This window comes from Pseudocitrobacter corydidari, assembly GCF_021172065.1.
Lineage (GTDB): Bacteria > Pseudomonadota > Gammaproteobacteria > Enterobacterales > Enterobacteriaceae > Pseudocitrobacter > Pseudocitrobacter corydidari.
In genome coordinates, this window is record NZ_CP087880.1 from 946,942 (window position 1) to 971,858 (window position 24,917).

The 24,917-nt window shown below is 55.5% G+C and carries 18 protein-coding genes; 9 read left to right on the top strand and 9 right to left on the bottom strand.

Annotated elements, in window-relative coordinates; genetic code table 11:
- Nucleotides 1–12 precede the first annotated feature (12 nt).
- Complete coding sequence (locus tag G163CM_RS04410; RefSeq protein WP_231827041.1) at nt 13–459, top strand: YcgN family cysteine cluster protein; 447 nt, start codon at nt 13–15, stop codon at nt 457–459.
- Nucleotides 460–470: 11 nt separating this feature from the next.
- Here the strand turns inward: G163CM_RS04410 and cspF are convergent, their stop codons facing one another.
- From cspF to nhaB, 3 genes are all read right to left on the bottom strand, one after another.
- Entirely contained in the window at nt 471–683 is a 213-nt protein-coding gene (cspF, locus tag G163CM_RS04415; protein WP_231827042.1) for a cold shock-like protein CspF, read from the bottom strand.
- Between the two features lie 127 nt (nt 684–810).
- Complete coding sequence (gene dsbB / locus G163CM_RS04420) at nt 811–1,341, bottom strand: disulfide bond formation protein DsbB (RefSeq protein WP_231827043.1); 531 nt, start codon at nt 1,339–1,341, stop codon at nt 811–813.
- 128 nt (nt 1,342–1,469) lie between these two features.
- Nucleotides 1,470–3,020, bottom strand: coding sequence for a Na(+)/H(+) antiporter NhaB (nhaB, locus tag G163CM_RS04425; RefSeq protein WP_231827044.1), 1,551 nt, complete (start codon nt 3,018–3,020; stop codon nt 1,470–1,472).
- 212 nt (nt 3,021–3,232) lie between these two features.
- On the opposite strand from nhaB, the gene fadR reads away from it, so the two are divergent.
- Nucleotides 3,233–3,937, top strand: coding sequence for a fatty acid metabolism transcriptional regulator FadR (fadR, locus tag G163CM_RS04430; RefSeq protein WP_149462870.1), 705 nt, complete (start codon nt 3,233–3,235; stop codon nt 3,935–3,937).
- A gap of 85 nt (nt 3,938–4,022) precedes the next feature.
- Here the strand turns inward: fadR and G163CM_RS04435 are convergent, their stop codons facing one another.
- Nucleotides 4,023–5,555, bottom strand: coding sequence for a SpoVR family protein (locus G163CM_RS04435; RefSeq protein ID WP_015964096.1), 1,533 nt, complete (start codon nt 5,553–5,555; stop codon nt 4,023–4,025).
- A 326-nt stretch (nt 5,556–5,881) separates the two neighbouring features.
- Here G163CM_RS04435 and G163CM_RS04440 point away from each other — a divergent pair, with 326 nt between their 5' ends.
- Nucleotides 5,882–7,180 (top strand): D-amino acid dehydrogenase, encoded by a 1,299-nt coding sequence (locus G163CM_RS04440; protein ID WP_015964097.1) that lies wholly within the window; start codon nt 5,882–5,884, stop codon nt 7,178–7,180.
- A gap of 9 nt (nt 7,181–7,189) precedes the next feature.
- Nucleotides 7,190–8,260 carry a catabolic alanine racemase DadX gene (gene dadX, locus G163CM_RS04445; RefSeq protein ID WP_231827045.1) on the top strand — a complete coding sequence of 357 codons (1,071 nt, stop codon included), beginning with the start codon at nt 7,190–7,192 and terminating at the stop codon, nt 8,258–8,260.
- Nucleotides 8,261–8,277: 17 nt separating this feature from the next.
- Here dadX and G163CM_RS04450 read toward each other — a convergent pair whose 3' ends face one another.
- From G163CM_RS04450 to ldcA, 3 genes are all read right to left on the bottom strand, one after another.
- Entirely contained in the window at nt 8,278–10,011 is a 1,734-nt protein-coding gene (locus tag G163CM_RS04450; RefSeq protein WP_015964099.1) for a potassium/proton antiporter, read from the bottom strand.
- Nucleotides 10,012–10,160: 149 nt separating this feature from the next.
- A complete protein-coding gene (locus G163CM_RS04455; RefSeq protein ID WP_231827046.1) occupies nt 10,161–11,921 on the bottom strand; it encodes a M48 family metallopeptidase in 1,761 nt (586 codons plus the stop codon).
- 362 nt (nt 11,922–12,283) lie between these two features.
- Complete coding sequence (ldcA, locus tag G163CM_RS04460) at nt 12,284–13,195, bottom strand: muramoyltetrapeptide carboxypeptidase (RefSeq protein WP_231827047.1); 912 nt, start codon at nt 13,193–13,195, stop codon at nt 12,284–12,286.
- A gap of 94 nt (nt 13,196–13,289) precedes the next feature.
- Here ldcA and emtA point away from each other — a divergent pair, with 94 nt between their 5' ends.
- The gene (emtA, locus tag G163CM_RS04465) at nt 13,290–13,901 is read left to right on the top strand and encodes a membrane-bound lytic murein transglycosylase EmtA (RefSeq protein WP_149462758.1); all 612 of its coding nucleotides are present in this window, start codon (nt 13,290–13,292) and stop codon (nt 13,899–13,901) included.
- On the opposite strand, the gene ycgR is transcribed toward emtA, so the two are convergent.
- Nucleotides 13,902–14,636, bottom strand: coding sequence for a flagellar brake protein YcgR (gene ycgR / locus G163CM_RS04470; protein WP_231827048.1), 735 nt, complete (start codon nt 14,634–14,636; stop codon nt 13,902–13,904).
- 264 nt (nt 14,637–14,900) lie between these two features.
- On the opposite strand from ycgR, the gene G163CM_RS04475 reads away from it, so the two are divergent.
- Both G163CM_RS04475 and G163CM_RS04480 read left to right on the top strand, forming a co-directional pair.
- Nucleotides 14,901–15,158: a GlsB/YeaQ/YmgE family stress response membrane protein gene (locus tag G163CM_RS04475; RefSeq protein WP_113857059.1), complete on the top strand. Its 258-nt coding sequence runs from the start codon at nt 14,901–14,903 to the stop codon at nt 15,156–15,158.
- Between the two features lie 155 nt (nt 15,159–15,313).
- Nucleotides 15,314–17,416, top strand: coding sequence for a TonB-dependent siderophore receptor (locus G163CM_RS04480; protein WP_231827049.1), 2,103 nt, complete (start codon nt 15,314–15,316; stop codon nt 17,414–17,416).
- 76 nt (nt 17,417–17,492) lie between these two features.
- On the opposite strand, the gene G163CM_RS04485 is transcribed toward G163CM_RS04480, so the two are convergent.
- Entirely contained in the window at nt 17,493–19,130 is a 1,638-nt protein-coding gene (locus G163CM_RS04485) for an alpha,alpha-trehalase (RefSeq protein ID WP_231827050.1), read from the bottom strand.
- Between the two features lie 366 nt (nt 19,131–19,496).
- Between G163CM_RS04485 and atzF the strand changes: the two genes are divergently transcribed.
- Nucleotides 19,497–21,299 (top strand): allophanate hydrolase, encoded by a 1,803-nt coding sequence (gene atzF / locus G163CM_RS04490; protein WP_231827051.1) that lies wholly within the window; start codon nt 19,497–19,499, stop codon nt 21,297–21,299.
- Entirely contained in the window at nt 21,292–24,909 is a 3,618-nt protein-coding gene (gene uca / locus G163CM_RS04495; RefSeq protein ID WP_231827052.1) for an urea carboxylase, read from the top strand. The genes atzF and uca overlap by 8 nt, the downstream gene beginning before the upstream one ends.
- Nucleotides 24,910–24,917: the final 8 nt, after the last annotated feature.

Consider the following 24,917-nt stretch of genomic DNA (forward strand, 5'->3'; position numbering starts at 1 on the left):
GTGGACATCCTTATGAGCGAATTACCTTTCTGGCAAAGCAAAACTCTCGACGAAATGACTGACGCCGAGTGGGAATCGCTGTGCGATGGCTGCGGGCAATGCTGCCTGCATAAACTGATGGATGAAGACACGGATGAAATCTATTTCACCAACGTTGCCTGCCGTCAGCTGAACATCAAAACCTGTCAGTGCCGTAACTACGAACGTCGTTTCGAATATGAGCCGGACTGCATCAAACTCACCCGCGAGAATTTGCCAACCTTCGAGTGGTTACCGCACACCTGTGCCTATCGCCTGCTGGCGGAGGGGAAAGGTCTGCCGGAGTGGCATCCGCTGTTGACCGGCTCAAAAGCCGCGATGCATGGCGAGCGTATTTCTGTGCGCCATATTGCTGTGAAAGAGTCGGAAGTGCGCGACTGGCAGGACCATATTATGAATAAGCCTGAGTGGGCAGACTAACCCCAACGCCATCACGAACAATAAACGTTTGCCGCCATTGGCCCGCGTAAACCATTTACGCGGCAAAACTCCACGCGCATGCCGGGGATCAGAGATTCGGATTGATGGGTACTGAGGGCTGAGATGTGAACCTGAACGTCTTTACGACCATCTGAAGGGGTGATGAGACCTTTACCGCTGAGGGAGTCAAAAGCTTTGACAATGCCTGTCATTTTACGAGACAAATAAATTCCTTTGTATTGATAACGCCGAACACTATACGCAGGTTTGGATATTTATCCAGTGTTTTATTTTGTCAGGCAGCACTGCGGAATTAAAAAACGCGCCAAAAGGCGCGTTTTTTAGAAGTCATTATCGACCAAACAAATCGCGTTTTTTCGGCTTAAACGGCTGAGCGATAATCACCAGCACCGCCACCACCAGATAAGCGGCGAAGATACCGACCAGCCACTGCGGCATTTCCAGCGACAGGAAAGACCACTGACGCACCGCGCAGTCGCCGGATGCGACAAACACCTGCGGCAGCCATTTATCGAGCGGCAGCCAGGTCGGGAAGCGCGCGGCAAAGTCGCAGGTCATAAACGGCGACGGATGCAGCTGAATCATCGTGTGCTCCCAGGCAAGCTGCAAACCACGAATGGCGCTGTAGATCCAAATCACCATGGCGACGTAACGCAGCGGCGTTTTTGGGGCGATGGCGCCTACAATACCTGCACCCATGATGCCGAACAGGGCGCAACGCTCATAGATACACATGACGCACGGCTGCAGCAGCATAATATGCTGGAAATACAGCGCAACGAGTTCAAGTGCAAAGGCAGTCAACGCCATCAACAACCACGCGCCACGGCCTCGTGAGCACTGGTTCAAATATCGCAACATAATCATTTCCCTGGAACATGTTTAAGAGCAGCAGTTTAAACCAAAAAAAGCCTGCCGCCACTGACGTTTAGCAATTATTACGTAAATGAACATTAAATGCCCGGCACTACTGGCCGGGCAGTTTAGCTTTAAGGTAAATGTGGAGAGGGGATCCAACCGAGCGCCAATAGCCAGTCGCTGGCGGGTTGCAGGGCAAACTCAACGCACAGCAGCCCAACCAGTGTCAGTACAATGGTGTAAGGCAGCGCCATCCAGACCATGCGACCATAAGAAAGTCGTATGAGCGGTGCCAGCGCCGAGGTGAGCAGGAACAGGAATGCCGCCTGACCATTCGGCGTGGCGACTGACGGCAGGTTAGTGCCGGTGTTGATCGCGACCGCCAGCATCTCAAATTGTTTGAGGTCGATAGCGCCAGACTCCAGCGCAGCCTTCACTTCGTTGATATAGACGGTGCCAACAAACACGTTATCGGAAATCGACGACAGCAAACCGTTGAAGATATAGAACAGCGAGCGCTGTGCGTGCGGAGAAGCTTGCAGCACAAAGTCGATGATTGGCGCGAACAGGTGCTGGTCAATAATCACCGCAACGACCGCGAAGAAGACGGTCAGCAGCGCGGTGAAGGGCAGCGCCTCGGTGAAGGCTTTGCCGATGGCATGCTCATCGGTAATGCCGGTGAACGAGGTGGCAAAGATGATAACCGACAGACCAATTAACCCGACTTCCGCCAGATGGAAAGCCAGCGCCAGCACCAGCCAGACGCCAATCAGCGCCTGAACGCACAGGCGCATGGTGTCCTGGCGCGAGCGCTGTTTACGGCTTCGCTCATCAAAATCATGCAGTGTTTTGCGCACGGTCTCCGGAAGCGTGGCCCCGTAACCGAACAGCTTGAATCTCTCTAAAAGCAGGCAGGTGGTGATGCCACAAATAAACACCGGCACGGTAACCGGAGCCATTCGCATAAAGAACTCACCGAAGTGCCAGCCGGAGGCTTTGGCGATAATCAGGTTCTGTGGTTCGCCGACCATCGTCATCACGCCGCCAAGCGCGGTGCCGACGCCCGCGTGCATCATCAGGCTGCGCAGAAACGCGCGGAATTGTTCCAGTACGTCGCGATAGTGTTTATCAATGTGGCTATCATCGAGCAGATCGTCATCGTCAGTACGGTTTGACGCCGCTCGGTGATAAATGCCATAGAAACCCACCGCGACGCTGATGATCACCGCGACGACCGTCAGCGCATCAAGGAAGGCTGACAAGAATGCCGCCGCCAGGCAAAACGCCAGCGAAAGCAGCATTTTGCTGCGAATACTCAGCAACAAGCGGGTGAAGATAAACAGCAGCAGCTGCTTCATAAAGTAGATACCGGCGACCATGAAGATCAGCAGCAGCAATACTTCGAGATTAGCCGCGATTTCTTCACGCACGTGTTCAGCTGACGTCATGCCGACAATCACCGCTTCAATCGCCAGTAGCCCGCCGGGGATCAACGGATAGCATTTGAGCGCCATCGCCAGGGTGAAGATAAACTCGACAACCAGTAGCCATCCGGCGAGAAAGGGATTAACGAGAAAGATAATCGGGTTAATTACCAGAAATATCAGGAGTAAAAGTTTATACCAGTCCGGGGATTGCCCGAGAAAGTTGCGCCATAACGCGCGACAGTATGAGATTTCCATGACCAATAGTCTGCCTCGTAGAAGTCATCTTTTGTTACAACCAGGGCTGAAACTCTAGCAGAGATCGCCGCAAAAAACGCCCTTAAGTACGGAACAGGAAAATCAAAAAATGAAACGGCGATCCCTTTTTAATTCGCTTCGTGTGCTATCTGCTGTTGATGCGGTCTGGTATGATGAGTGGATTGCAACGCTGTGTAATGGAAATTCTAACTATGGTCATTAAGGCGCAAAGCCCGGCGGGTTTCGCGGAAGAGTATATTGTTGAAAGCATCTGGAATAACCGTTTTCCACCAGGGTCTATTCTGCCTGCCGAGCGCGAACTTTCTGAACTGATTGGTGTGACCCGTACAACCTTACGGGAAGTGTTGCAGCGTCTGGCTCGTGATGGCTGGTTGACTATCCAGCACGGTAAGCCGACGAAAGTAAACAACTTCTGGGAAACGTCCGGCCTCAATATTCTGGAAACGCTGGCGCGTCTCGATCACGAAAGCGTACCGCAACTGCTGGATAACCTGCTTTCCGTGCGTACCAACATCGCCACCATTTTTATCCGCACCGCGTTTCGTCAGCATCCTGACAAAGCGCTGGAAGTGCTGGCCACTGCGCGTGAAGTCGAAGACTACGCCGATGCGTTTGCCGACCTCGATTACAATATTTTCCGCGGGCTGGCGTTTGCCTCTGGTAACCCGATTTATGGCCTGATTCTGAACGGCATGAAAGGGCTCTATACCCGTATTGGCCGTCACTATTTCGCCAATCCGGAAGCGCGTAGCTGCGCGCTGGGCTTCTATCATCGCTTAACAGAAGTGTGCGAGCAGGGTCTGCATGATCAGGTGTATGAAACCGTGCGTCGTTACGGCCATGACAGCGGCGAGATCTGGCACCGGATGCAGAAAAGTATGCCCGGCGGCGTATAAGCCAGCGCAAAGAAAAAGCCTCTCAATCGAGAGGCTTTTTGGTTTTTTGCGGCGTTTTGCCGGGGGCGCTTTTGTTGCCTTAAACCTACAACGCGCTCGGTCTCGGCGGGCAACGCTCAAGTAACTCAACGCTGCCGTCCGCATTCTGCTGCTCCAGATGCACTTCAAAGCCCCACAGACGATGCACGTGCTTGAGCACTTCACGGCGGCCTTTATCCAGCGGCGCGCGATTGTGCGGCACATAGCGTAACGTCAGCGAACGGTCGCCGCGCAGATCCACATTCCACACCTGAATATTCGGCTCCAGGTTACTGAGATTATATTGCGATGACAGCTGCGCACGGATTTCACGATAGCCGCTTTCATTGTGGATCGCTGAGATCTCCAGATAGTTATTGCGATCGTCATCCAGCACCGTAAACAGGCGGAAATCACGCATCACTTTCGGTGACAGGAACTGGCTGATAAAACTCTCATCTTTAAAATCGCGCATCGCAAAATGCAGCGTTTCCAGCCAGTCGGAACCGGCCATATCCGGGAACCAGTAGCGGTCTTCTTCCGTCGGCGTCTGGCAGATACGTTTGATATCCTGGAACATGGCAAAGCCCAGCGCGTACGGGTTAATCCCGCTGTACCACGGGCTATTGTACGGCGGCTGGAAGACCACGTTGGTGTGGCTATGAAGAAACTCCAGCATAAACCGCTCGGTCACTTTCCCTTCATCGTACAGATGGTTGAGAATGGTGTAGTGCCAGAACGTAGCCCAGCCTTCGTTCATCACCTGTGTCTGTTTCTGCGGATAAAAATACTGGCTCACCTTACGCACAATACGCATGATTTCGCGCTGCCACGGCTCCAGCAACGGGGCATTTTTCTCCATAAAGTACAGCAAATTCTCCTGCGGTTCGGAAGGATAACGGCGCGCGGATTCCACCGTTTTCTCCTCTTCACGCTTCGGCAGAGTGCGCCACAGCATATTCACCTGGCTTTGCAGATACTCTTCGCGACTTTTCTGCCGCGCTTTCTCCTCCTGCAACGAGATTTTTTGCGGACGTTTGTAGCGGTCCACACCGTAGTTCATCAATGCGTGGCAGGAGTCGAGCAGCTTTTCCACTTCATCCACGCCGTAGCGCTCTTCACACTCGCTAATGTATTTACGGGCGAAAAGCAGGTAATCGACGATCGAACTGGCGTCTGTCCAGCTGCGGAACAGATAGTTGTTTTTAAAGAAGGAGTTATGTCCGTAACAGGCGTGCGCCATCACCAGCGCCTGCATAGTAATGGTGTTCTCCTCCATCAAATACGCGATACAGGGATTGGAGTTAATCACAATCTCATAGGCCAGCCCCTGCTGGCCGTGTTTATAGGCCCGCTCGGTCTCAATGAACTTCTTGCCGAACGACCAGTGGGTGTAATTAATCGGCATCCCGATGCTGGAGTAGGCATCCATCATCTGCTCAGAGGTAATGACTTCGATTTGATGGGGGTAGGTGTCCAGCCGGTAGAGTTTGGCTACCCGGTCTATCTCAACCAGATAGGTTTCCAGCAGGGGAAATGTCCAGTCGGGTCCGTCGCTTAAACGCGTGCTGTCCTTATTCATCGAATCAATCGTTGCCATTAGCGCGCCCTCATTGTTGGCGACTCTCTCTGTCTGGAGAGCCTCTGTAAAAGAATAGAACACCTGGAAAAAACTGTAACAAGCGCCAATTTTTTTCTTCGCGATTTCTTCATTTTGATGACGATATTTTTACAATTATGCAGCATTTTATGCTGGGTAATATTATTGCTCAGCAGGAGATGTCGATTCTCGCATGCCAGCGCTGGCGGGGCTGTATGTGAACTACGTCACCATAAAAAAAGCCTATGTTGAATAATATTTTCATCTGGGTTATCAATTTGTAATCAGAAGATTGTTCTTTTACTCATTTCGATTCTGGAGTAGCTATGCACGTTGTCATACTGGGAAGTGGCGTAGTGGGCGTGACCAGCGCCTGGTATTTAAGTCAGGCAGGACATCAGGTCACGGTTATCGATCGTGAAACGGGCCCGGCGATGGAGACCAGCGCCGGAAATGCCGGGCAAATCTCCCCCGGTTACGCGGCACCCTGGGCCGCGCCTGGCGTGCCGCTGAAGGCGATTAAATGGATGTTCCAGCGCCACGCGCCGCTGGCGATTAGCCTCGATGGCACGCAGTTCCAGTTGAAATGGATGTGGCAAATGCTGCGCAACTGCGACACGCGCCACTATATGGAGAACAAAGGGCGCATGGTGCGTCTGGCAGAGTACAGTCGCGACTGCCTGAAAGCGCTACGTGAATCCACCGGGATTGCCTACGAAGGGCGGCAGGGCGGCACGTTGCAGCTTTTCCGCACCGCACAGCAGTATGAGAACGCGATGCGCGATATTGCCGTGCTGGAAGACGCGGGCGTGCCGTATCAACTACTGGAATCCGCCCGACTTGCCGAGGTTGAGCCTGCGCTGGCGGGCGTGGCGCACAAGCTCACTGGCGGCCTGCGTTTGCCCAATGATGAAACCGGCGACTGCCAGCTCTTCACTCAACGTCTGGCGCAGATGGCTGAAAATGCGGGCGTCACTTTTCGCTATAACACGCCGGTGGATGCGCTGCTGCGAGAAGGCGAGCACATCTATGGCGTGAAGTGCGGCGATGAACTGATTAAAGCCGATGCTTATGTGATGGCGTTTGGTTCCTATTCCACCGCGATGCTCAAGGGTCTGGTGGACATTCCGGTGTATCCGCTGAAAGGGTATTCGCTCACCATCCCGGTGAAGGAAGAGGCGGGCGCGCCGGTTTCGACTATCCTTGATGAAACCTACAAAATCGCCATCACCCGTTTTGATAATCGTATCCGCGTTGGCGGGATGGCCGAAATTGTCGGCTTTAATACTGAACTGCTGCAACCTCGCCGTGAAACGCTGGAAATGGTGGTGGGCGATCTGTTCCCGCGCGGTGGCTATATTGAACAAGCCACGTTCTGGACTGGTCTGCGCCCCATGACGCCGGATGGCACGCCAATTATTGGCAAAACCGCATTCAAAAATCTGTGGCTGAACACGGGCCACGGCACGCTGGGCTGGACCATGTCCTGCGGTTCCGGGCAGCTAATCAGCGATTTAATCTCCGGGCGTACGCCCGCCATTCCTTATGACGATCTAAGCGTGGCGCGCTACTCGCCGGGCTTTACGCCGTCGCGTCCTCAGCATTTGCACGGCGCTCATCATTAAGGAGAACGCATGTCTCGTCCTGTAGAAGCCAGCATCGATCTTTCGGCGCTGCGGCAGAACCTGAACGTGGTACGCCGGGCGGCCCCGGAATCTCGCGTCTGGTCGGTGGTTAAAGCCGATGCTTACGGGCACGGCCTGAAGCGTGTCTGGGGCGCATTACGCGAAACAGACGGTTTCGCGATGCTCAATCTGGAAGATGCCATCCAGCTACGTGAGTGGGGATGGAAAGGGCCTATTCTGCTGCTGGAAGGGTTCTTCCATGCCGATGAACTGGAACTGTTTGATAAGTATCGCTTAACCACCAGTGTTCACAGTAACTGGCAGATCAAAGCGATCCAGGACGCCCGGTTAAACGCTCCGCTGGATATCTATCTGAAAGTGAACAGCGGTATGAACCGGCTCGGATTTACGCCGGATCGCGTCAGTACCGTGTGGCAAATCCTGCGTAAAGTGCCGAACGTCGGCGCGATGACGTTGATGTCACACTTCGCGGACGCAGAAAAAAGCGAGGGCGTCGAACGGCCCATGCAGCGAATCGAACAGGCGGCGGAAGGGCTGGAATGCCCGCGCTCGCTTGCCAATTCGGCAGCAACGCTCTGGCACCCTGAAACGCATTATGACTGGGTGCGGCCGGGCATTATTCTCTATGGCGCGTCGCCTTCCGGCCAGTGGCAGGATGTGGCCAATAGCGGCATTAAACCGGTGATGACTCTGAGCAGTCAGATTATCGCCGTGCAAAATCTGAAACCGGGCGACACGGTGGGCTACGGCAGCCGTTATACCGCTACGCAGGAGCAGCGAATTGGCATTGTCGCCTGCGGATACGCGGATGGTTATCCGCGTATTGCGCCGTCGGGTACGCCGGTCATGGTAGACAGTGTGCGTACCACCACGGTAGGAACGGTGTCGATGGATATGCTGGCGGTGGATTTAACGCCATGCCCCAATGCGGGAATTGGCGCGCCGGTAGAGCTGTGGGGCAACGGCATCAAAATCGATGACGTTGCCGCCTGTGCGGGCTCCGTGGGCTACGAATTAATGTGCGCGCTGGCGCCGCGTGTACCGGTTGTGACGGTGTAACTTAATCGGCGAGGCGGTTATTCCGCCTCTTCTTCTGCAACTTTAACCCCGACTTTAACTACTTCATTATCGGCTTTCTCCGCGACCGTCCACACCATTCCGGCAAACTCTACCTGATCGCCAACAACCGGCGTGGCGCCTAACAGCTGCTGAACGATCTCGCCCAGCGACTGCTGTTTATCGCGAAACTCTTCGACACCGTCGAGACCGTAAATCATTGCCACATCGGCGAATTTGGCGCTGGCTTCGAGAATAAAGTCACCAAAGAAACGTTGATCCAGCGCCACCGGCGGTGACTGACTGAACAGTTTGCCGAGCGCCGGAATATCACGCTCGCGGGCAATCACGCACAGAATATCGCCTTCACGCAGGCGCGTGCTGCCATTCGGATGCAGCAACACGTTATCGCGGAACAGTGCGGCAATGCGCGTATCCTTCGGCATATGCAGGTCACGCAGCGCCGCGCCCACGCACCATTTATCGGCGCTCAACTGATAAATAAGCTGCTCCCACGGGTTTTCCGGATGAATATCCAGCCCGACGCGCGACACCGGCCAGCCAACGGGCGGCACCACCACTTTGGCGCGCTTCGCCGCCCAGGAGAGTGAGGTGCCCTGAAGCAGCAGCGATACCAACACCACGAAGAAGGCGACGTTAAAGAACAGACGCGCGTTATCCAGCCCGGCCATCATCGGGAATACGGCGAGGATAATCGGCACCGCGCCGCGCAGACCCACCCAGCTGATGAAAATGCGCTCGCGCAGGTTAAAACCGCGAAACGGCAGCAGGCCGATAAACACCGATAATGGGCGGGCGAAGAAGATCATCCACAGCGACAGCAGCAGGGCGGAAGCGGCAATCGGCAGCAGGTCAGACGGCGTCACCAGCAGGCCGAGCACCAGGAACATGCCGATTTGCGCCAGCCACGCCAGCCCATCGAAGTTTTGCAGGATGCCAAAGCGGTTACGAATAGGCCGATTGCCGAGCAGGAAACCGCACAGGTACACGGCGAGGATGCCGCTGCCGTCCAGCGAGGTGGTAATGGCGAAAATCATGATCCCGCCGCTGAGGGCCAGCAGCGGATACAGCCCGGTCGGCAGGGTGATGCGGTTAATCATCTGTAACAGCAGATAACCCCCCGCGAGGCCAATCAAAATACCCAGACCAAACTGCTGAATGATATGCACGGCAAACATCCAGCTTAACCCCGTTTCGTGCTGCTGAATCATCTCAATCAGGGTGATGGTCAGAAAGACCGCCATCGGATCGTTGCTGCCGGATTCAATTTCAAGCGTCGAGCCGACACGCTCATTAAGCCCTTTGCCGCCCAGCAGTGAGAACACCGCCGCCGCATCCGTCGAGCCAACAATCGCGCCAATCAGCAGGCCTTCAATCCAGTTAAGGTTAAACAGCCACGCTGCCGCAATACCCGTCAGCCCCGAAGTGATTAACACACCTACCGTTGCCAGTGACAATGCCGGGCCGAGGGCGACGCGAAATGAGCTCGCCTGAGTGCGCATCCCGCCGTCCAGCAGGATCACCGCCAGCGCGAGGTTACTCACCATATAGGCGAACGGGTAATTATCGAAAGGAATACCGCCGATGCCATCTACGCCTGCGAGCATACCAATGGCAAGAAAGATTACCAGAATCGGGATACCGAGGCGGGAGGAGAATGAACTTAAAAGAATGCTACAGGTTACTAAGACTGAACCCAAAATAAAGAGACTAATGACTGCCGCGGCGTCCAATGTTCACGTACTCCCCGATAACGAACAAGCTAGTTACAAAAAGTTATCATAATTAGTGTGCGAGCAGGGGAACAATAAGAGGATTGAATGTTTTTTTATTTTACACCGTCGCCCGATAACTCGACCGGGCGACGCCGTAGGTTATGGCGTTAGCGGTTCTCTTTAAGTTCCTGTCGCGCATGGGCCGAACGCAGATACTGCTGAAACTCTTCAATCACGCTGACCGCAGAGATTTCTATTTTCGTTCCATCCTGTGCTTTACGCATATCAGCATAGACGATCAGCGCAAAGAGTTTGCCCACACCCCGGTTTTCCACGCCGCGCACCATACGTTTGAGTTTCTTCGGCGGCTGATAGCCCTCTCGCCAGCTTAACACGATGCGCAACGCTTCATGACGTTCCTCAACGTCAAAGTCAGTAATGGCGGTCCACTCAATAGGTTTATCCAGATCGCTACACACAATGTGTGTTGGCGTGAAGGTATAGAGCGGTGTCTTGCCGGAGCGATGCAGCATAAACGTGACGAAACCTAATACCCAGGCCATCCCAATCAACCCGCCAGAAATCCTGGCGGCGTTCGGCATAAAAAGAGCCACGACACCAATAACCATCAGGAACACGGCACCTGCGCTTTGCAGCAACACTTTTTTCTTGTTGTCGCGCCAGATTTCACAGCTTTCCGTTGCCAGTACCGCGTGCGATTCCAGCATCTGCTGGTGCTCTGCATTATACTGGACGGCTTCTTCCGTCAGCGACTGCGACATTGACGCGCGCACCTCTTCCAGCCCGCCGAATAACGCGCCCAGAGAAGCGAAGTCGCTTTCAGAGACCTGACGCGTTGCGTGCGCAATCAGGCTATCGTCAATTTTAACGTTCAGCGCCTCAATACGCGCGCGCGTGACCGGGTGGCTGTCTGTCGGGTGCTGAATCTCATGTTCCAGACACGCCTGCACATCGAAAGTATTGACTTTGCACGCTTCGCCGAGCAGGCCGCTTATCCACTCCTGCTGTGCCTGTTGTTTACCGGACATCACCTTATTGAGGTAGTTGTCGACCATTTCAGACAGCGCGGAAATACGCAGCAGCGCCGTGGAAAGCGCCTGCGGCGTACTGGCCCGTGCGCCGGTTTGGTCGGCGGCAAACTCACGGATGCGGCTCCAGTAGCTGACCGTTTCGTGGAACTTAATCAGGAACCACAGGCCCATATCCAGCGCAGGATGCAACACGATGCGGTCAATCCACGCCACTCCGTTGGAGTTATTTGCCATCTGCTGTAGCGTATTTTCAAGGCCCGCATAAACCGGGGCGAAGCGTAAACTGTACTGCGTATCCTTCCCGGTAAAATGGCCCAGTTCGTGACCAATAACCGCCGCCACCTCGTCTTTATTCATCAACGATGAGTAGGTGAGGGGTAAATAAAGGGTATTGCCGGTCAGCAGATCGCCGCTGTTCAGGCGAACGTTATTGGCGGTGACATAAAAGCAGTCAAAGAAGCCGACCACGATGTTATCCGGCATCACCACCTGGCTCTTCTGCGCCAGATCGCGCACCCAGCCCCACAGCTGTGGAGATTGTTCCTCTGAGACCGAATGACCATGAATATGACTTTCTTCGCGCTTAAAGAAGGCAAAACAACGGCGGATGGAAAACATGCTTTTCAGCAGCATCCACAATATGGCGCCAATAGCAAAGAGCGCCATCATAAATACTTTTCCTGACCCGTGACCGGAATGCGAGAGCGAAACCAACCAGGCCAACTCACCGCCCACTAAGGAGACAATCCCCAGCCCGTTGCAGATCATAATCAGCAGCATAAAGATAGGGATAATGCCCCGGCAGAGGGTAAAGGTGGCAATCAATTTATTTTGCGAGGTACGCGACGCGACCACACTCAGATGGCAAATCAGCATCGCCAGAAGGCAAATGAGAATGGACCCGACGCTGCAAAGCCCCGCAAAGACAGAGAGACCTGCTCGGAGCGCAGCAGAGGAACTGTGCCCCGCAGGCGTGCCGCCGAGACGCCAGAACTGCCAAAAACCATAAATAAGAATTAATATTGGTATTAAAAATATTCGTCTGAAAGCTTTTATTTCCATATAAAAAGACTCGCATCAAGTGATAAATTTAAAATGACGGTTTATTTTAAATTGGCCTTAAGGGAGCTTTTGTTATTATTCCTTACGATAGCTTTAAGATATTTTAATTATATTCAGAAATGGAATGTGTGTGTTTGTGGGATGCTGTATCTGTTGCAACATCCCACAAACCAGCCTTAACGAAGAACCGGATGCCCGCTGATGGCCAGTGTCGTAGCACCTGCCGAATGCACCAGTTTCGCCTGCGCCCCTAACGGCAGCGTGACGGTGCGCTGCTCGTGGCCGAAATCGAGCCCGCTGATGACCGGAATCGCCAACCTTGAACGCAAATAGTCGTACATGGTCTGCAAATCATAACCTGCGTCGTAGTCATTCGGCGTAGCGCCGGTGAAGCTGCCGAGCACGATGGCCTTCTGGCGCGGCAGAATACCGGCGTACAACAGTTGAAGCAGCATGCGCTCCACGCGGAAAGGATGTTCGTTGATATCTTCCAGCACCAGAATACCGTCGCTGATTTGCGGCATCCACGGCGTGCCGACCAGCGACGTCAGCATTGCCAGATTGCCGCCCCACAGTTTGCCTTCTTCGCGGCACTGTGGACCGTCGCCCGCCCACTCAAGCGTGAAGCTTTCATTGCGCAGCGCCTGCCAGAAGTGATGCACGGTAAAGTCGTTCAGGGTTTCTGCACCAAAATTCCCCGCCAGCATCGGCCCGCTGAAGGTGATGACGTCACCTTTTGCCAGCAGCCCCAACTGAATAACGGTGAAATCGCTGTGGCCGCAGATAAGCAGCGGATCCTGCTGCTGGCGCGCGACGAGCGACGGCCAGTTGATGGCATCCAGCAGACGGCTTGCGCCATAGCCGCCGCGCACCGCCAGCACAATCTGATTTTTACCTTTCAGTTCCGCGAGTTGATTGATATCGGCCAGGCGCTCACTCTCGACGCCCGCAAAGCGCTGGCTGCGGCGAGGAATGACCTGCTGGTGGTTGACCTGATGCCCTGCGCTTATCAGTCGGCCAACGCCCATTTCGGCGGCGGATTGATTGATGCAGTAGCCCGACGGGGCGATCAGATGAAACTGTGACATGGTAATTCCTTGCAGAGAACGAAACGAGTATCATGCCGCCTGAACCCGTTATTGTCATTACTGGCGACATACTTGAGCTAAAAAGGATAGTTGCGTGAAATTGAGATGGTTTGCTTTTTTAATTGTGTTACTTGCCGGATGCAGTTCAAAACAGGATTACAAAAATCCACCCTGGGACCCACAGGTGCCGGTGAAGCGCGCAATGCAATGGATGCCTATTAGCGAAAAAGCCGGTGCGGCGTGGGGCGTAAGCCCGCGTTTGATCACCGCCATCATTGCCATCGAGTCTGGCGGTAACCCGAATGCCGTCAGCAAATCTAACGCGGTGGGCTTGATGCAACTCAAAGCGTCCACCTCTGGAAAAGATGTCTATCGCCATATGGGCTGGAGCGGTCAACCGTCAACCAGCGAGCTGAAAAACCCGGAGCGTAATATCTCCATGGGAGCGGCTTACCTGAGCATACTGGAACATGGCTCGCTGGCAGGCATTAAAGACCCGGAAGTGATGCAGTACGCGCTGATGGTCTCTTATGCCAACGGCGCGGGCGCGCTGCTGCGGACGTTCTCCTCCGATCGCAAAAAAGCGATCAGCAAAATCAACGATCTGGATAAAGACGAGTTCTTCGAACACGTCGTTGAAAACCATCCGGCTCCACAGGCGCCGCGCTATATCTGGAAAATGCAGAAAGCGATGGATGCGATGTAACTAGTCGCGAACCCTGTTGGCGCGTTCACGTGCTTCTCGCTCCAGCGAAAAAATAATGCGCTGGAGCGAGCGTTCTGTCGCCGGGTTAACGTTAAGAAAACGCAAACTCAACCGTGGTGTGCTCACCGTTTCGTTTTTATGATCGACCACTCTTCGCTCGCTGACTGCAATCAGTTGGGCATCAAAATGAAATGTTCCCCATTGCCCCATATCCAGCTCCAGCTGGGAAAAACGCATTCCCGGCTGTAAATCATCTTCCGGTTGGCTATCCAGCAGCGCGCCCATTCCTCCCAGTGACAGGTCAAAAATTCGAAAGCGCAGCATCTGTTTGCCGGGCAACTGCGCTTTGCCAAAGTAGGGCGGATGCAGCGGGGCGGTGATGCGAAAATATTCACGACGCTGGATAAACCAGATCGTCGGCGGAACGGGAAGAATGAATGCAGGTAGCCCCTGAAATTCGCCCGCCTGCAATTGTGCTACCGTGAATTCCATCTTAGCGCCGGCGGTTTCGGCGGTGATGGTGACGTTTTCCACTCGCTGTACCGCGCGGTTTTCATACGCCTGACTGCCAAAATCGAGTATCAGTGCGGTTTTGCTCACCTCCAGAAGGCGACTGATAAATTGCCCGCTTCCCCACGAGACGCGTAGCGGAACGTCATCGCGATGGAGATCGCGCAGAATATTCAAAACGGCCAGCGGGTTTTGTTTCAGAAACTGCGAAGGGTATTGATTCATCTGCTATCTCCTCTGGAGGATAAACCGTCTGCTTGTTATCGGTTTACGTCCAGGAAACTTCAGCCTCGGTAAAAAAAATTTTTTGTTCGCTTTCTACGCGGCGTGCGGGCGAGAAGGGCCTGTTCAGGTCAAACATATTCAGCATATGAATAAAATATAAGCGCGACGGCGAGATTTTTAAGAGTAATTACCTATACTTGAAACATTAGCGGCGCAGAATGTCGGCGCTTTTTTTGAGGTTTTTTTAATTGGAGGATGGTAAAAATGGGTGTTATTGCCTGGATTATTTTTGGTCTTATTGCGGGTGTTATTGCCAAACTGATTATGCCGGGGAAAGACGGTGGCGGCTTTATTCTGACCTGTCTGCTGGGTATCGTTGGTGCGGTGGTGGGCGGCTGGATTGCCACTACGCTGGGCTTTGGCGATCGCGCAATGGGCTTTGATATGCACAGCTTCCTGGTTGCTGTTGTGGGCGCCATTGTGGTGCTGGCTATCTTCCGCTTCCTGCGCCGCAATAACTAAGCATCACGCTTCTACGGCCCCATTCGGGGCCGCTATACTTCCTTTCTGTTGATTCCCCACAAATTTTCCAGACTCTGTGTATCTGCCTATTGCGCGTTAAATAAAAATGAGAATAATTAGCATTCTTTATTCTAATTATTGGTCAGACAAACATTATGCGCTTCGCCTATCGTACGCTCTCGGGAATGATTGCACTTGCTCTCGCCACACCGGCCGTGGCCGACAACGCTGAAACCACTATGGTCGTCACCGGTTCACAGGGGAGCAGTGAACTGCCCGCATGGACCAACAGCGCCACCAAATCCGCCGTCGCGGAGAGCAAAACGCCGCAGGTTATCAATACCATCAGTGAGAAAGAAATTACCCAACGTCACGCCAACTCGGTCAATGAAATTCTGCGTTATGCACCGGGCGTCTCGACGGAAGTGCGCGGCAGCACCAGCTACATGAGCGAATATAAAATTCGTGGCTTTACCGTCGACAATGAATTTTATAACGGCCTGCAATTGCCCTATAACGTCAATGGCAACACCAAAGCGCGTATTGACCCGCTGCTGATTGAAAACGTGGATATTCTGAAGGGGCCTTCCTCGGTGCTTTATGGCAACGGTTCGCCGGGTGGTCTGGTGAATATTCAGGGGAAAAAACCGCAAACCGAACAACGTACGGAAGTGGGGTTTAACACCGGCACGCGCAACCTGAAAGAGGGATATCTGGATTCCACCGGGCGTATCCTCGACAGCGACTGGAGCTACCGCCTGCTGGGCAAAGCACGTGAAGGCGATGACCAGCCCCATACTACGCGTTACGAAGATTATCTGGTTGCGCCGAGCGTCACCTGGCAGCCCGATAATAAAACCCGCCTGACGATTGACGCGCTGGCGCAAAACACGCCGAGCCTGACGCCGTCCAATCCATTGCCGCTTTCGTATCTGCGTTCCAGCTACGCCGGGCGTCGCGACTTTGCGGGGGATAAGTGGAGCGGTTTCGAACAGCGCCAGTGGATGGTGGGGTACAGCTTCGAGCATGAATTCGACAGCGGTTGGGGCATCGCCCAGAAAGCGCGTTATTTTGACATCGATACTCACCAGCGCAGCGCCTATTCCACCGGGAATGCGGGTAGTGCGAACGTGTATGAACTGAACCGCTTTGCCTATACCACCGATGAAGATCTGCACAGCTTTAATATCGATAACCAGGTCAGCAAAACTTTCGCGCTGGGCGACTGGCAGCATCACCTGCTGGCGGGGTTCGATTACCAGAAACTGAATTCGCACTATAACTATCGCTACGCCTCGACCACGCCGGGCATCGATATGCTGCATCCGGATTACTCGCAGATCACCAGTGATAATTTAGGGCTCTACACCGCGCAGAAAAATCGTCTTTCTTACAACCAGAAAGGGTATTACTTCCAGGATCAGGTGGAGTTCGGCGGCCTGAATATTCTTGGCAGCATTCGTTATGATGAGTACCAGTCTGCCACCACGGATTATCTCAATGACCAGCAAAAAGCGTGGATCTCCCAGGATCGCGTCACTAAACGCCTGGGCGCGCTGTATGCCTTTGATAATGGTCTGTCACCGTTTATCAGCTACTCAGAAGGCTTCCTGCCGGTATCGCCGCGCGGTAACCTGACCGCGCAGGACGTGAAACCGACCACCAGCAAACAGGTGGAGGGCGGCGTCAAATACCTGCTGGCAGAATACGCGACGACCTTTACCGCGTCGGTGTTTAATATTCGCCAGAAAAACGTGGTGAGCGCGGACCCCAGCTGGAACTACCGCCAGACGGGGGAGATTGAATCGAAAGGCGCAGAGCTCTCTGTCGTGAGTCGTCCAACGGACAACATCAACCTGATTGCCAACTACGCCTACACGCACGCTATCAACACCGAGGATGAAACTTACGAAGGTAAGCGACCGACGCAGGTGCCGGAAAACGCGTTTAACCTGTGGGGGGACTACACCTTTGACAGCAGCGTATTAAGCGGTTTCACCGTGGGTGCGGGCGTGCGCTACACCGGGCCGATGGAGATTTCTCCGGCCAATAACGAAGGCAAGCTGGGCGGTACGACGCAGTATGATATGGCGGTATCGTACGATATGTCGGCTATCGACAGCAGCCTGAACGGCTTGATGCTGAAGGCCAGCGCGCAGAACCTGACCAACAAAGAAACCTTCAGCTGCTACGACAGCACCAACTGCTGGATTGGCCGCGATCGTACGGTGCAGGTGGGGGCGAGTTATACGTTTTGATGATTGCCCGGTGGCGCTGCGCTTACCGGGCCTACAGAGTCGCGTAGGCCGGATAAGGCGCAGCCGCCATCCGGCATTACTTCGCCGCCTGAACCGGCGCGTCCGGCACCGTATCGCACGGTTTCTCTTTCGGGCAAATCAAATCCAGCATTTTCAGCGTCACGCCGTTGGTCCAGCCAAAGCCATCCTGCAGCGGATATTCACCGCCGCCCCCGCCCGTCCCGGTGGAGGTAATATCATATTTCTCCACCAGTTTTTTCTCCTTATCGTAGGTGTGCTGCACGTTGCTCAGGAAGCGCCAGGTGACGTCCATCGCCACTTTCTCCTGACCATAATTCTGCAACCCTTCCACAGCGACCCACTGTAACGGCGCCCAGCCGTTTGGCGCATCCCACTGTTGCCCGCTGTTAATGGTCGTGGTGGTAATGCCGCCGGGTTTTAACAACCGGCTCTGCGTCGCCGCCGCCATTTTCGTCGCCCGCTCATGCGAAGCGGCATTCACGTACAGCGGGAACAGGGCGGCAGCCGTGAGCTGATTACGTACCTTGTGCGACTTCAGATCGTAATCGGCATACCAGCCCTCTTTATCGTTCCACAGATATTTTTCGATGGCTTTCTGACGCGCGTTAGCTTCGGTATCGTACTGGTTACTTTTCGCCGTATCGCCCGCGGCTTTGCTCCCTTCGGCGATCAGTTTTTCCATCTTAAACATCAGCGCGTTCAGGTCGACCGGCACGATGCTGGTGGTGCGAATGGTGCCCAGTTGCTGCGGGTTATCCATCCAGCGCGAACTGAAATCCCACCCTGATGCGGCGGCGGAGCGCAGGTCGCGGTAGATTTCCGTGGCGGGGCGATTCGGGTTTTTCTTCGCCGTGGTCACGTCATCAAGCCACGATTCCGGACGTGGCGTATCGTTATCATCCCAGTAGCGGTTGAGCAGGGTACCGTCGCGCAGTTTGACCACTCGCTTGTTGGCATCGCCAGGCTGAAGACTGTCTGCGCCGTCCATCCAGTACGCGTGCTCTTTTTCCATCTGCGGCAGATAGGTTTTCAGCGCGTTGCTGTCATGTTTTGCCAGTAACTCAACCATCAGCGAGAAAAATGGTGGTTGCGAACGGCTTAAATAGTAGCTGCGGTTGCCATTGGGGATATGCCCCCAGGTGTCGATTTCATAAGCGAAGTTCGCCACCATATCGGCCACTTTATCCCAGTGCCCGCTCTCCGCCAGGCCAAGCATGGTGAAGTAGCTGTCCCAGTAATACACCTCGCGAAAACGCCCGCCGGGCACCACATACGGTTTTGGCAGCGGCAGCAGGGAACTCCATTTTTCCGCCGTTTCGCTGGTGCGGGTCAGCACTGGCCACAGGCCATCAATGTGCTGACGCAGGGTTTGCCCTTTGGGCGGCACATAGGTTTCGCCTGCCTGCGGCAACGCAAAGTTCATCTCTACAAAGTGGCGCAGGTCGAAGCTGGTCTGACTCTTCTGCATGCGGTAATCCGCGAGGATCATCAACGGGTCGCTTTTAGGCACCGCGTCGGCAAAGGTTTTTTGATCGGGAAAGAGTTTCGCGCTTTGCACATCATTAAACAGTGGCCCAAGCAGAATATCAGGGGAGGCCGGGTACTCCTCCTGCGCCTGTGCGGCAAAGGCCAGCAGCAGGGCGCTTAACGTCAGGGTATGGCGCGCAACAGGATGCGCAGCAATGTTCTTCATCGGTTTTCTCCATTTCGGCAAACAGCAGGAGCGCTGCAATCAACCTGATGAAAACCTTAGTTGAAATTCCTCTTTGCCGTGGCGATTTGCGTGATTAATTGCTGTTTTTTCAGCGCGGATCGCATTGCGATGCGTTAAAAATGAAAGTCCGTTATTCATTGGAATATCTTTTCGCTGTCTGTATTGGCCATTATTTTTACTGATGAATATTTGCACAGTTATCGCTCATGCATGTTCTGAAAGGGTGCAGTTAATTCTTATAAATAATAAGGAGAATAAATTAATTTATTTTAAAACAACAAGTTAATTATTTGGCATGCCGGTTGCTATACGAATTCCATCTTGTATACCAACAGGAATTCCAACATGGCAGTGATGACCGGAAAAACAGTTAGCGAATGGCAACAGGCCATTGCGCGTAATAGTGACAACGTATTTGCCTTATTAAATGACCACCTTCAGTCTCTGACTGCGCAGGATAATGCGTGGATCGTGCTTGCCAGTGAAACGCAGGTTCGCGAGCAAATAGATGCTCTGTTGCCGCACTACCAGCAGCAGCCAGAACGTTATCCGCTGTTTGGTATTCCCTTTGCGATTAAAGACAACGTCGATGCCGCTGGCTGGCCGACCACCGCGGCCTGCCCGGCGATTGCCACCGTCGCGGAACGCGACGCTATCGCCGTAGCGAAACTGAAAGCGGCGGGGGCGATCCTTATCGGTAAAACTAACCTGGACCAGTTCGCCACCGGGCTGGTAGGCACGCGCTCTCCCTACGGGGCGGTCGCGAATGCCTTTAACCCCGATTATGTGAGCGGCGGTTCCAGCTCCGGCTCGGCGTCGGTGGTGGCGCGCGGGCTGGTGCCGTTTGCATTAGGCACTGACACCGCAGGTTCTGGCCGCGTACCCGCCGGGTTCAACAATATTGTCGGGCTGAAGCCGACCAAAGGCTGGCTTTCCGCGACCGGTGTTTTCCCGGCCTGTCGTCTGAACGACACGCTTTCGGTGTTTGCCCTGACGGTGGATGACGCCTGGCAGGTTGCCACGCTCGCCGGAGGGTTCGACTCCGAAGATGCCTATTCCCGAAGCAACCCGGCTACTGCGCCTGCGACTTTTTCGCAAAACCCGGTACTCGCCATTCCCGACGCGCTGGTGTTCTTTGACGATAGCGCGGCAGAGCAGGCCTGGCAGGCGGCGCTCGGTGCGCTACGCGAAAGCGGCGTGACCTTAAAGCCCATCGATTTCACCGCGTTCTATCAACTTGCGGAACAGCTTTACCAGGGCCCGTGGGTGGCCGAGCGCACCGTGGCGGTGGGCGATACGCTGAATCACCCGGAGCAGATGGACCCCACCGTCCATACCATCATCGCCGCAGGTCTGAATTACAGCGCCGTTGAGGCTTTTAAAGCCGAATATCTGCGGGCGGAGCTGGCACGCAAGATTCAGACCGCGCTTGCTGAGGTTGATGCGTTGGTGGTGCCGACGTCACCGACCATACACACCCTGGCGGATATGGCGCGCGAGCCCATTCGCTTTAATTCGCAGTTCGGCACTTACACCAATTTCACCAACCTTGCCGATCTCAGCGCCCTCGCGCTGCCGGCCCCGTTCCGGGCAGATGGCTTACCCGCTGGCATCACGTTGCTTGCCCCGGCCTGGCATGACCGTGCGCTGGCCGATTTTGGCCGCCGCTGGCAGCAACAGCTGGCTCTGCCGCTCGGCGCGACCGGGCACGCCTTCCCGGCTATCTCTCCATCGTTACCGCTTTCAGAGCATCACGTTCGCGTCGCCGTGGTCGGCGCACATCTGCGCGGTATGCCGCTTAACTTCCAGCTGACTCAGCGCGATGCGGTGTTTGTTGAGGCGACAGAAACTGCCGCCCGCTATCGGCTTTTTGCGCTGGCGAATACACAGCCGCCGAAACCCGGCATTGCGCGCGATGCCGACGGCGCGGCGATTCAGGTGGAGCTGTGGGATATCCCGCTGGCGCGCTTTGGCGAGTTTGTCGCTGAAATTCCCGCACCGCTGGGGATTGGCTCACTGGAGTTGGCCGATGGGCGCTGGGTGAAAGGCTTTATCTGCGAACCGGCGGCACTGAATGACGCCACCGATATCACTGAATTCAAAGGCTGGCGCCACTGGGTTGGCCGTAAGGAGACGCATCATGTTTAACACTGTCCTGATTGCTAACCGGGGGGAAATTGCCTGCCGCGCGATGCGTACCTTAAAGCGGCTGGGCATCACCAGCGTCGCGGTCTATTCCGATGCGGATAAAAACGCGGAACACGTCAAGCAGGCGGATATCGCGCTGGCGCTGGGCGGAGAGAAAGCCAGCGACAGCTATCTGCGCATCGACAAAATCATCGCCGCCGCGCAGGAAAGCGGGGCGCAGGCTATCTGGCCGGGTTACGGTTTTCTCTCGGAAAGCCTGGCATTTGCCGATGCCTGCGAGCAGGCGGGCATCGCGTTTGTCGGCCCAACGGCGCAGCAGATTGGCGAGTTCGGGTTAAAGCACCGGGCGCGCGAACTGGCGGCGCAGGCGGGCGTGCCGATGACGCCGGGAACCGGGCTGCTGGACACTGTTGAAGAGGCGCTAAACGCCGCGCAGAACATTGGCTTTCCGGTGATGCTCAAAAGTACGGCGGGTGGCGGCGGTATCGGCCTCACACGCTGCGCCGACCCAGAGGCGCTGGTGCAGGCGTGGGAGAGCGTGCGTCGTCTCGGCGAACAGTTCTTTAGCGATGCTGGCGTGTTTATTGAGCGCTGTATCGATCGCGCCCGTCATATCGAAGTGCAGATCTTTGGCGATGGCAACGGCAATGTTGTCGCCCTGGGCGAGCGCGACTGCTCTCTTCAGCGGCGCAATCAGAAGGTGGTTGAAGAGACGCCTGCGCCGAATCTGCCGCAGGCCACGCGCGAAGCACTCCTGAAGGCCGCCGTTGAGCTGGGCAAGCTGGTGAATTACCGCAGCGCAGGTACGGTGGAATTTATCTACGACCCCGAGCAGGACGCGTTCTATTTCCTCGAAGTGAACACCCGTTTGCAGGTGGAGCATCCGGTAACCGAGTGCGTTACCGGGCTTGATCTGGTGGAGTGTATGCTGCGCGTCGCCGCAGGCGAAAGCATCGACTGGGCACGTCTGGCTCAGGCCCCACAGGGCGCGGCGATGGAAGTGCGCATCTATGCGGAAAACCCGCTAAAGAACTTCCAGCCGAGCCCCGGCGTGCTAACGGAAGTTGCTTTCCCGGACGGAGTGCGCATTGACAGCGGCGTGGCGACAGGCAGTGAAGTCTCTGCATTTTACGACCCGATGATCGCCAAGCTGATCGTGCATACGGATACCCGCGAGGCGGCGCTGGAGAAACTGACGCAGGCGCTGAACGCCACGCGGTTGCACGGCATTACTACCAATCTCGATTATCTGCGCCAGATAACCTCCAGCGAGGCGTTTACGGAAGGCCGCGTCTGGACGCGCTGGCTCGATAGCGTGGAAGCAGAATCTCCGGTGATTGAAGTGCTGCAACCGGGCACCTGGAGCAGCATTCAGGATTATCCGGGGCGTCTGGGGTACTGGGATATTGGCGTACCGCCCTCCGGGCCAATGGATGATTACGCCTTTCGACTGGCGAACCGCATCGTCGGTAACCATCACACCGCCGCCGGGCTGGAGTTCACGCTTCAGGGGCCGGTATTGCGTTTTCACACGGACGCGGTCATTGCCCTCACCGGGGCAGATTGTCAGGCGCTGCTGGATGAGACTCCCGTGCCGCTCTGGCAGCCGGTCACGGTTAAGCGTGGGCAGACCCTCAGCCTTGGGCGCGCCAAAGCGGGGTGTCGCGCGTACCTCGCGGTGCGTAACGGTTTTGATGTCCCGGAGTACCTCGGAAGCCGTTCCACCTTCGCCCTGGGGCAGTTTGGCGGCCACGCCGGACGCACGCTGAAAGTGGCCGATCTGCTGCCCGTTTCGCGGCCGGAACTGAATGCCTGCACCACGCCTGCGCCGGTGAGCGAACCGCAGGCGCTGGCCGCGTCGCTGGTGCCTGAATATGGCGATAGCTGGCGCATCGGCGTGCTGTATGGCCCGCACGGCGCGCCGGATTTCTTCAGTCAGAAATCGATTGATGACTTTTTCGCCAGCGAATGGCAGGTGCATTACAACTCTAACCGCCTCGGTGTGCGACTGGTCGGCCCAAAACCGGAATGGACTCGCCCGGATGGCGGCGAAGCCGGGTTGCACCCCTCCAACGTGCATGACTGCGAATACGCCATTGGTGCGATTAACTTTACCGGCGACTTCCCGGTGATCCTCACGCGCGATGGGCCGAGCCTGGGAGGATTTGTCTGCCCGGTCACCATTGCCAAAGCGGAGCTGTGGAAAGTGGGGCAGGTGAAGCCCGGCGACACGATTCGCTTCTACCCTATAAGCGTGGCAGACGCGGTTGCACGGGAAAAGGCGATGGATCGCACGATCGACACGCTCCAGTCCAGCCATCTGACGACATTCGCCGTGCCATCGCTGGCCGCGCGTGATGGCGTCTCGGCGACGGCGCTGGTGTCGTTGCCTGCCAGCGCGACAACGCCCGCCATCGTCTATCGCCAGGCGGGAGATAATTACATCCTGATTGAATACGGTGACAACGTCCTCGATCTGGCACTGCGCCTGCGCGTGCATCTGCTGATGGCGCGGCTGAACGATTTATCGCATCCGGGCATTAAAGAGCTTTCGCCGGGCGTGCGCTCGCTACAGGTGCGCTACGACAGCCGTGAAATCAGCCAGCAGGCGCTGGTGGCGATTCTGCTGGAGCAGGAGTCGCACATGGGCGATGTCAGCGAAATGAAAGTCCCGTCGCGCATCGTCTGGCTGCCGATGGCTTTTGAAGATACCGCGACGCTGGATGCCGTCAGCCGTTATCAGGATACGGTTCGCGCCAGCGCGCCATGGTTACCGAATAACGTTGATTTCATCCAGCGCATCAATGGGCTGGCGAGCCGCGAGGCGGTGCGTGACACGATTTTCGATGCCAGCTATCTGATCCTCGGGCTGGGCGATGTTTACCTCGGCGCTCCCTGCGCTGTACCGATTGACCCGCGCCACCGCTTGTTGAGTTCGAAATACAACCCGGCGCGTACCTTTACCGCAGAAGGCACGGTCGGCATTGGCGGCATGTATATGTGTATCTACGGCATGGACTCTCCCGGCGGTTATCAACTGGTGGGGCGCACGCTGCCTATCTGGAATAAATTCCTCAAAAACCGTCAGTTCTCGGCGGGCGAGCCCTGGCTGCTGCGCTTCTTTGACCAGGTGCGCTTCTATCCGGTCAGCGAAAGCGAACTCAATCAACTGCGTGATGATTTCCGCGAAGGCCGCGCCGCCGTGCGCATCGAAGAGAGCGAGTTCGATTTTGCTGAACATCTGCGCTTCCTTGAGGCCAACGCCGAGGAGATCCGAGACTTCCGAGAGAAGCAGGCGCTGGCCTTCGAAGGCGAAGTCGCGCGCTGGCAGATGGATGAACAAGCCGTCGACGCAGAGCGCCCGCACCCGGTTGTCATCGAGGAAGCCGACGATGATGCCTTTGCCGTGACCGGCGATATGAACGGCAACATCTGGAAAGTGCTGGTGAAACCGGGCGATGAGGTGACCGAAGGGCAGCCGCTGATCATCGTCGAAGCGATGAAAATGGAGCTGGCGATCCACGCCCCTCAGGCGGGAACCGTGAAACGCATCGGCTGTCAGCCGGGCCACCCGGTGAGCCCCGGCGATGCGCTGTTGTGGCTGGCGTAAGGAGGCGT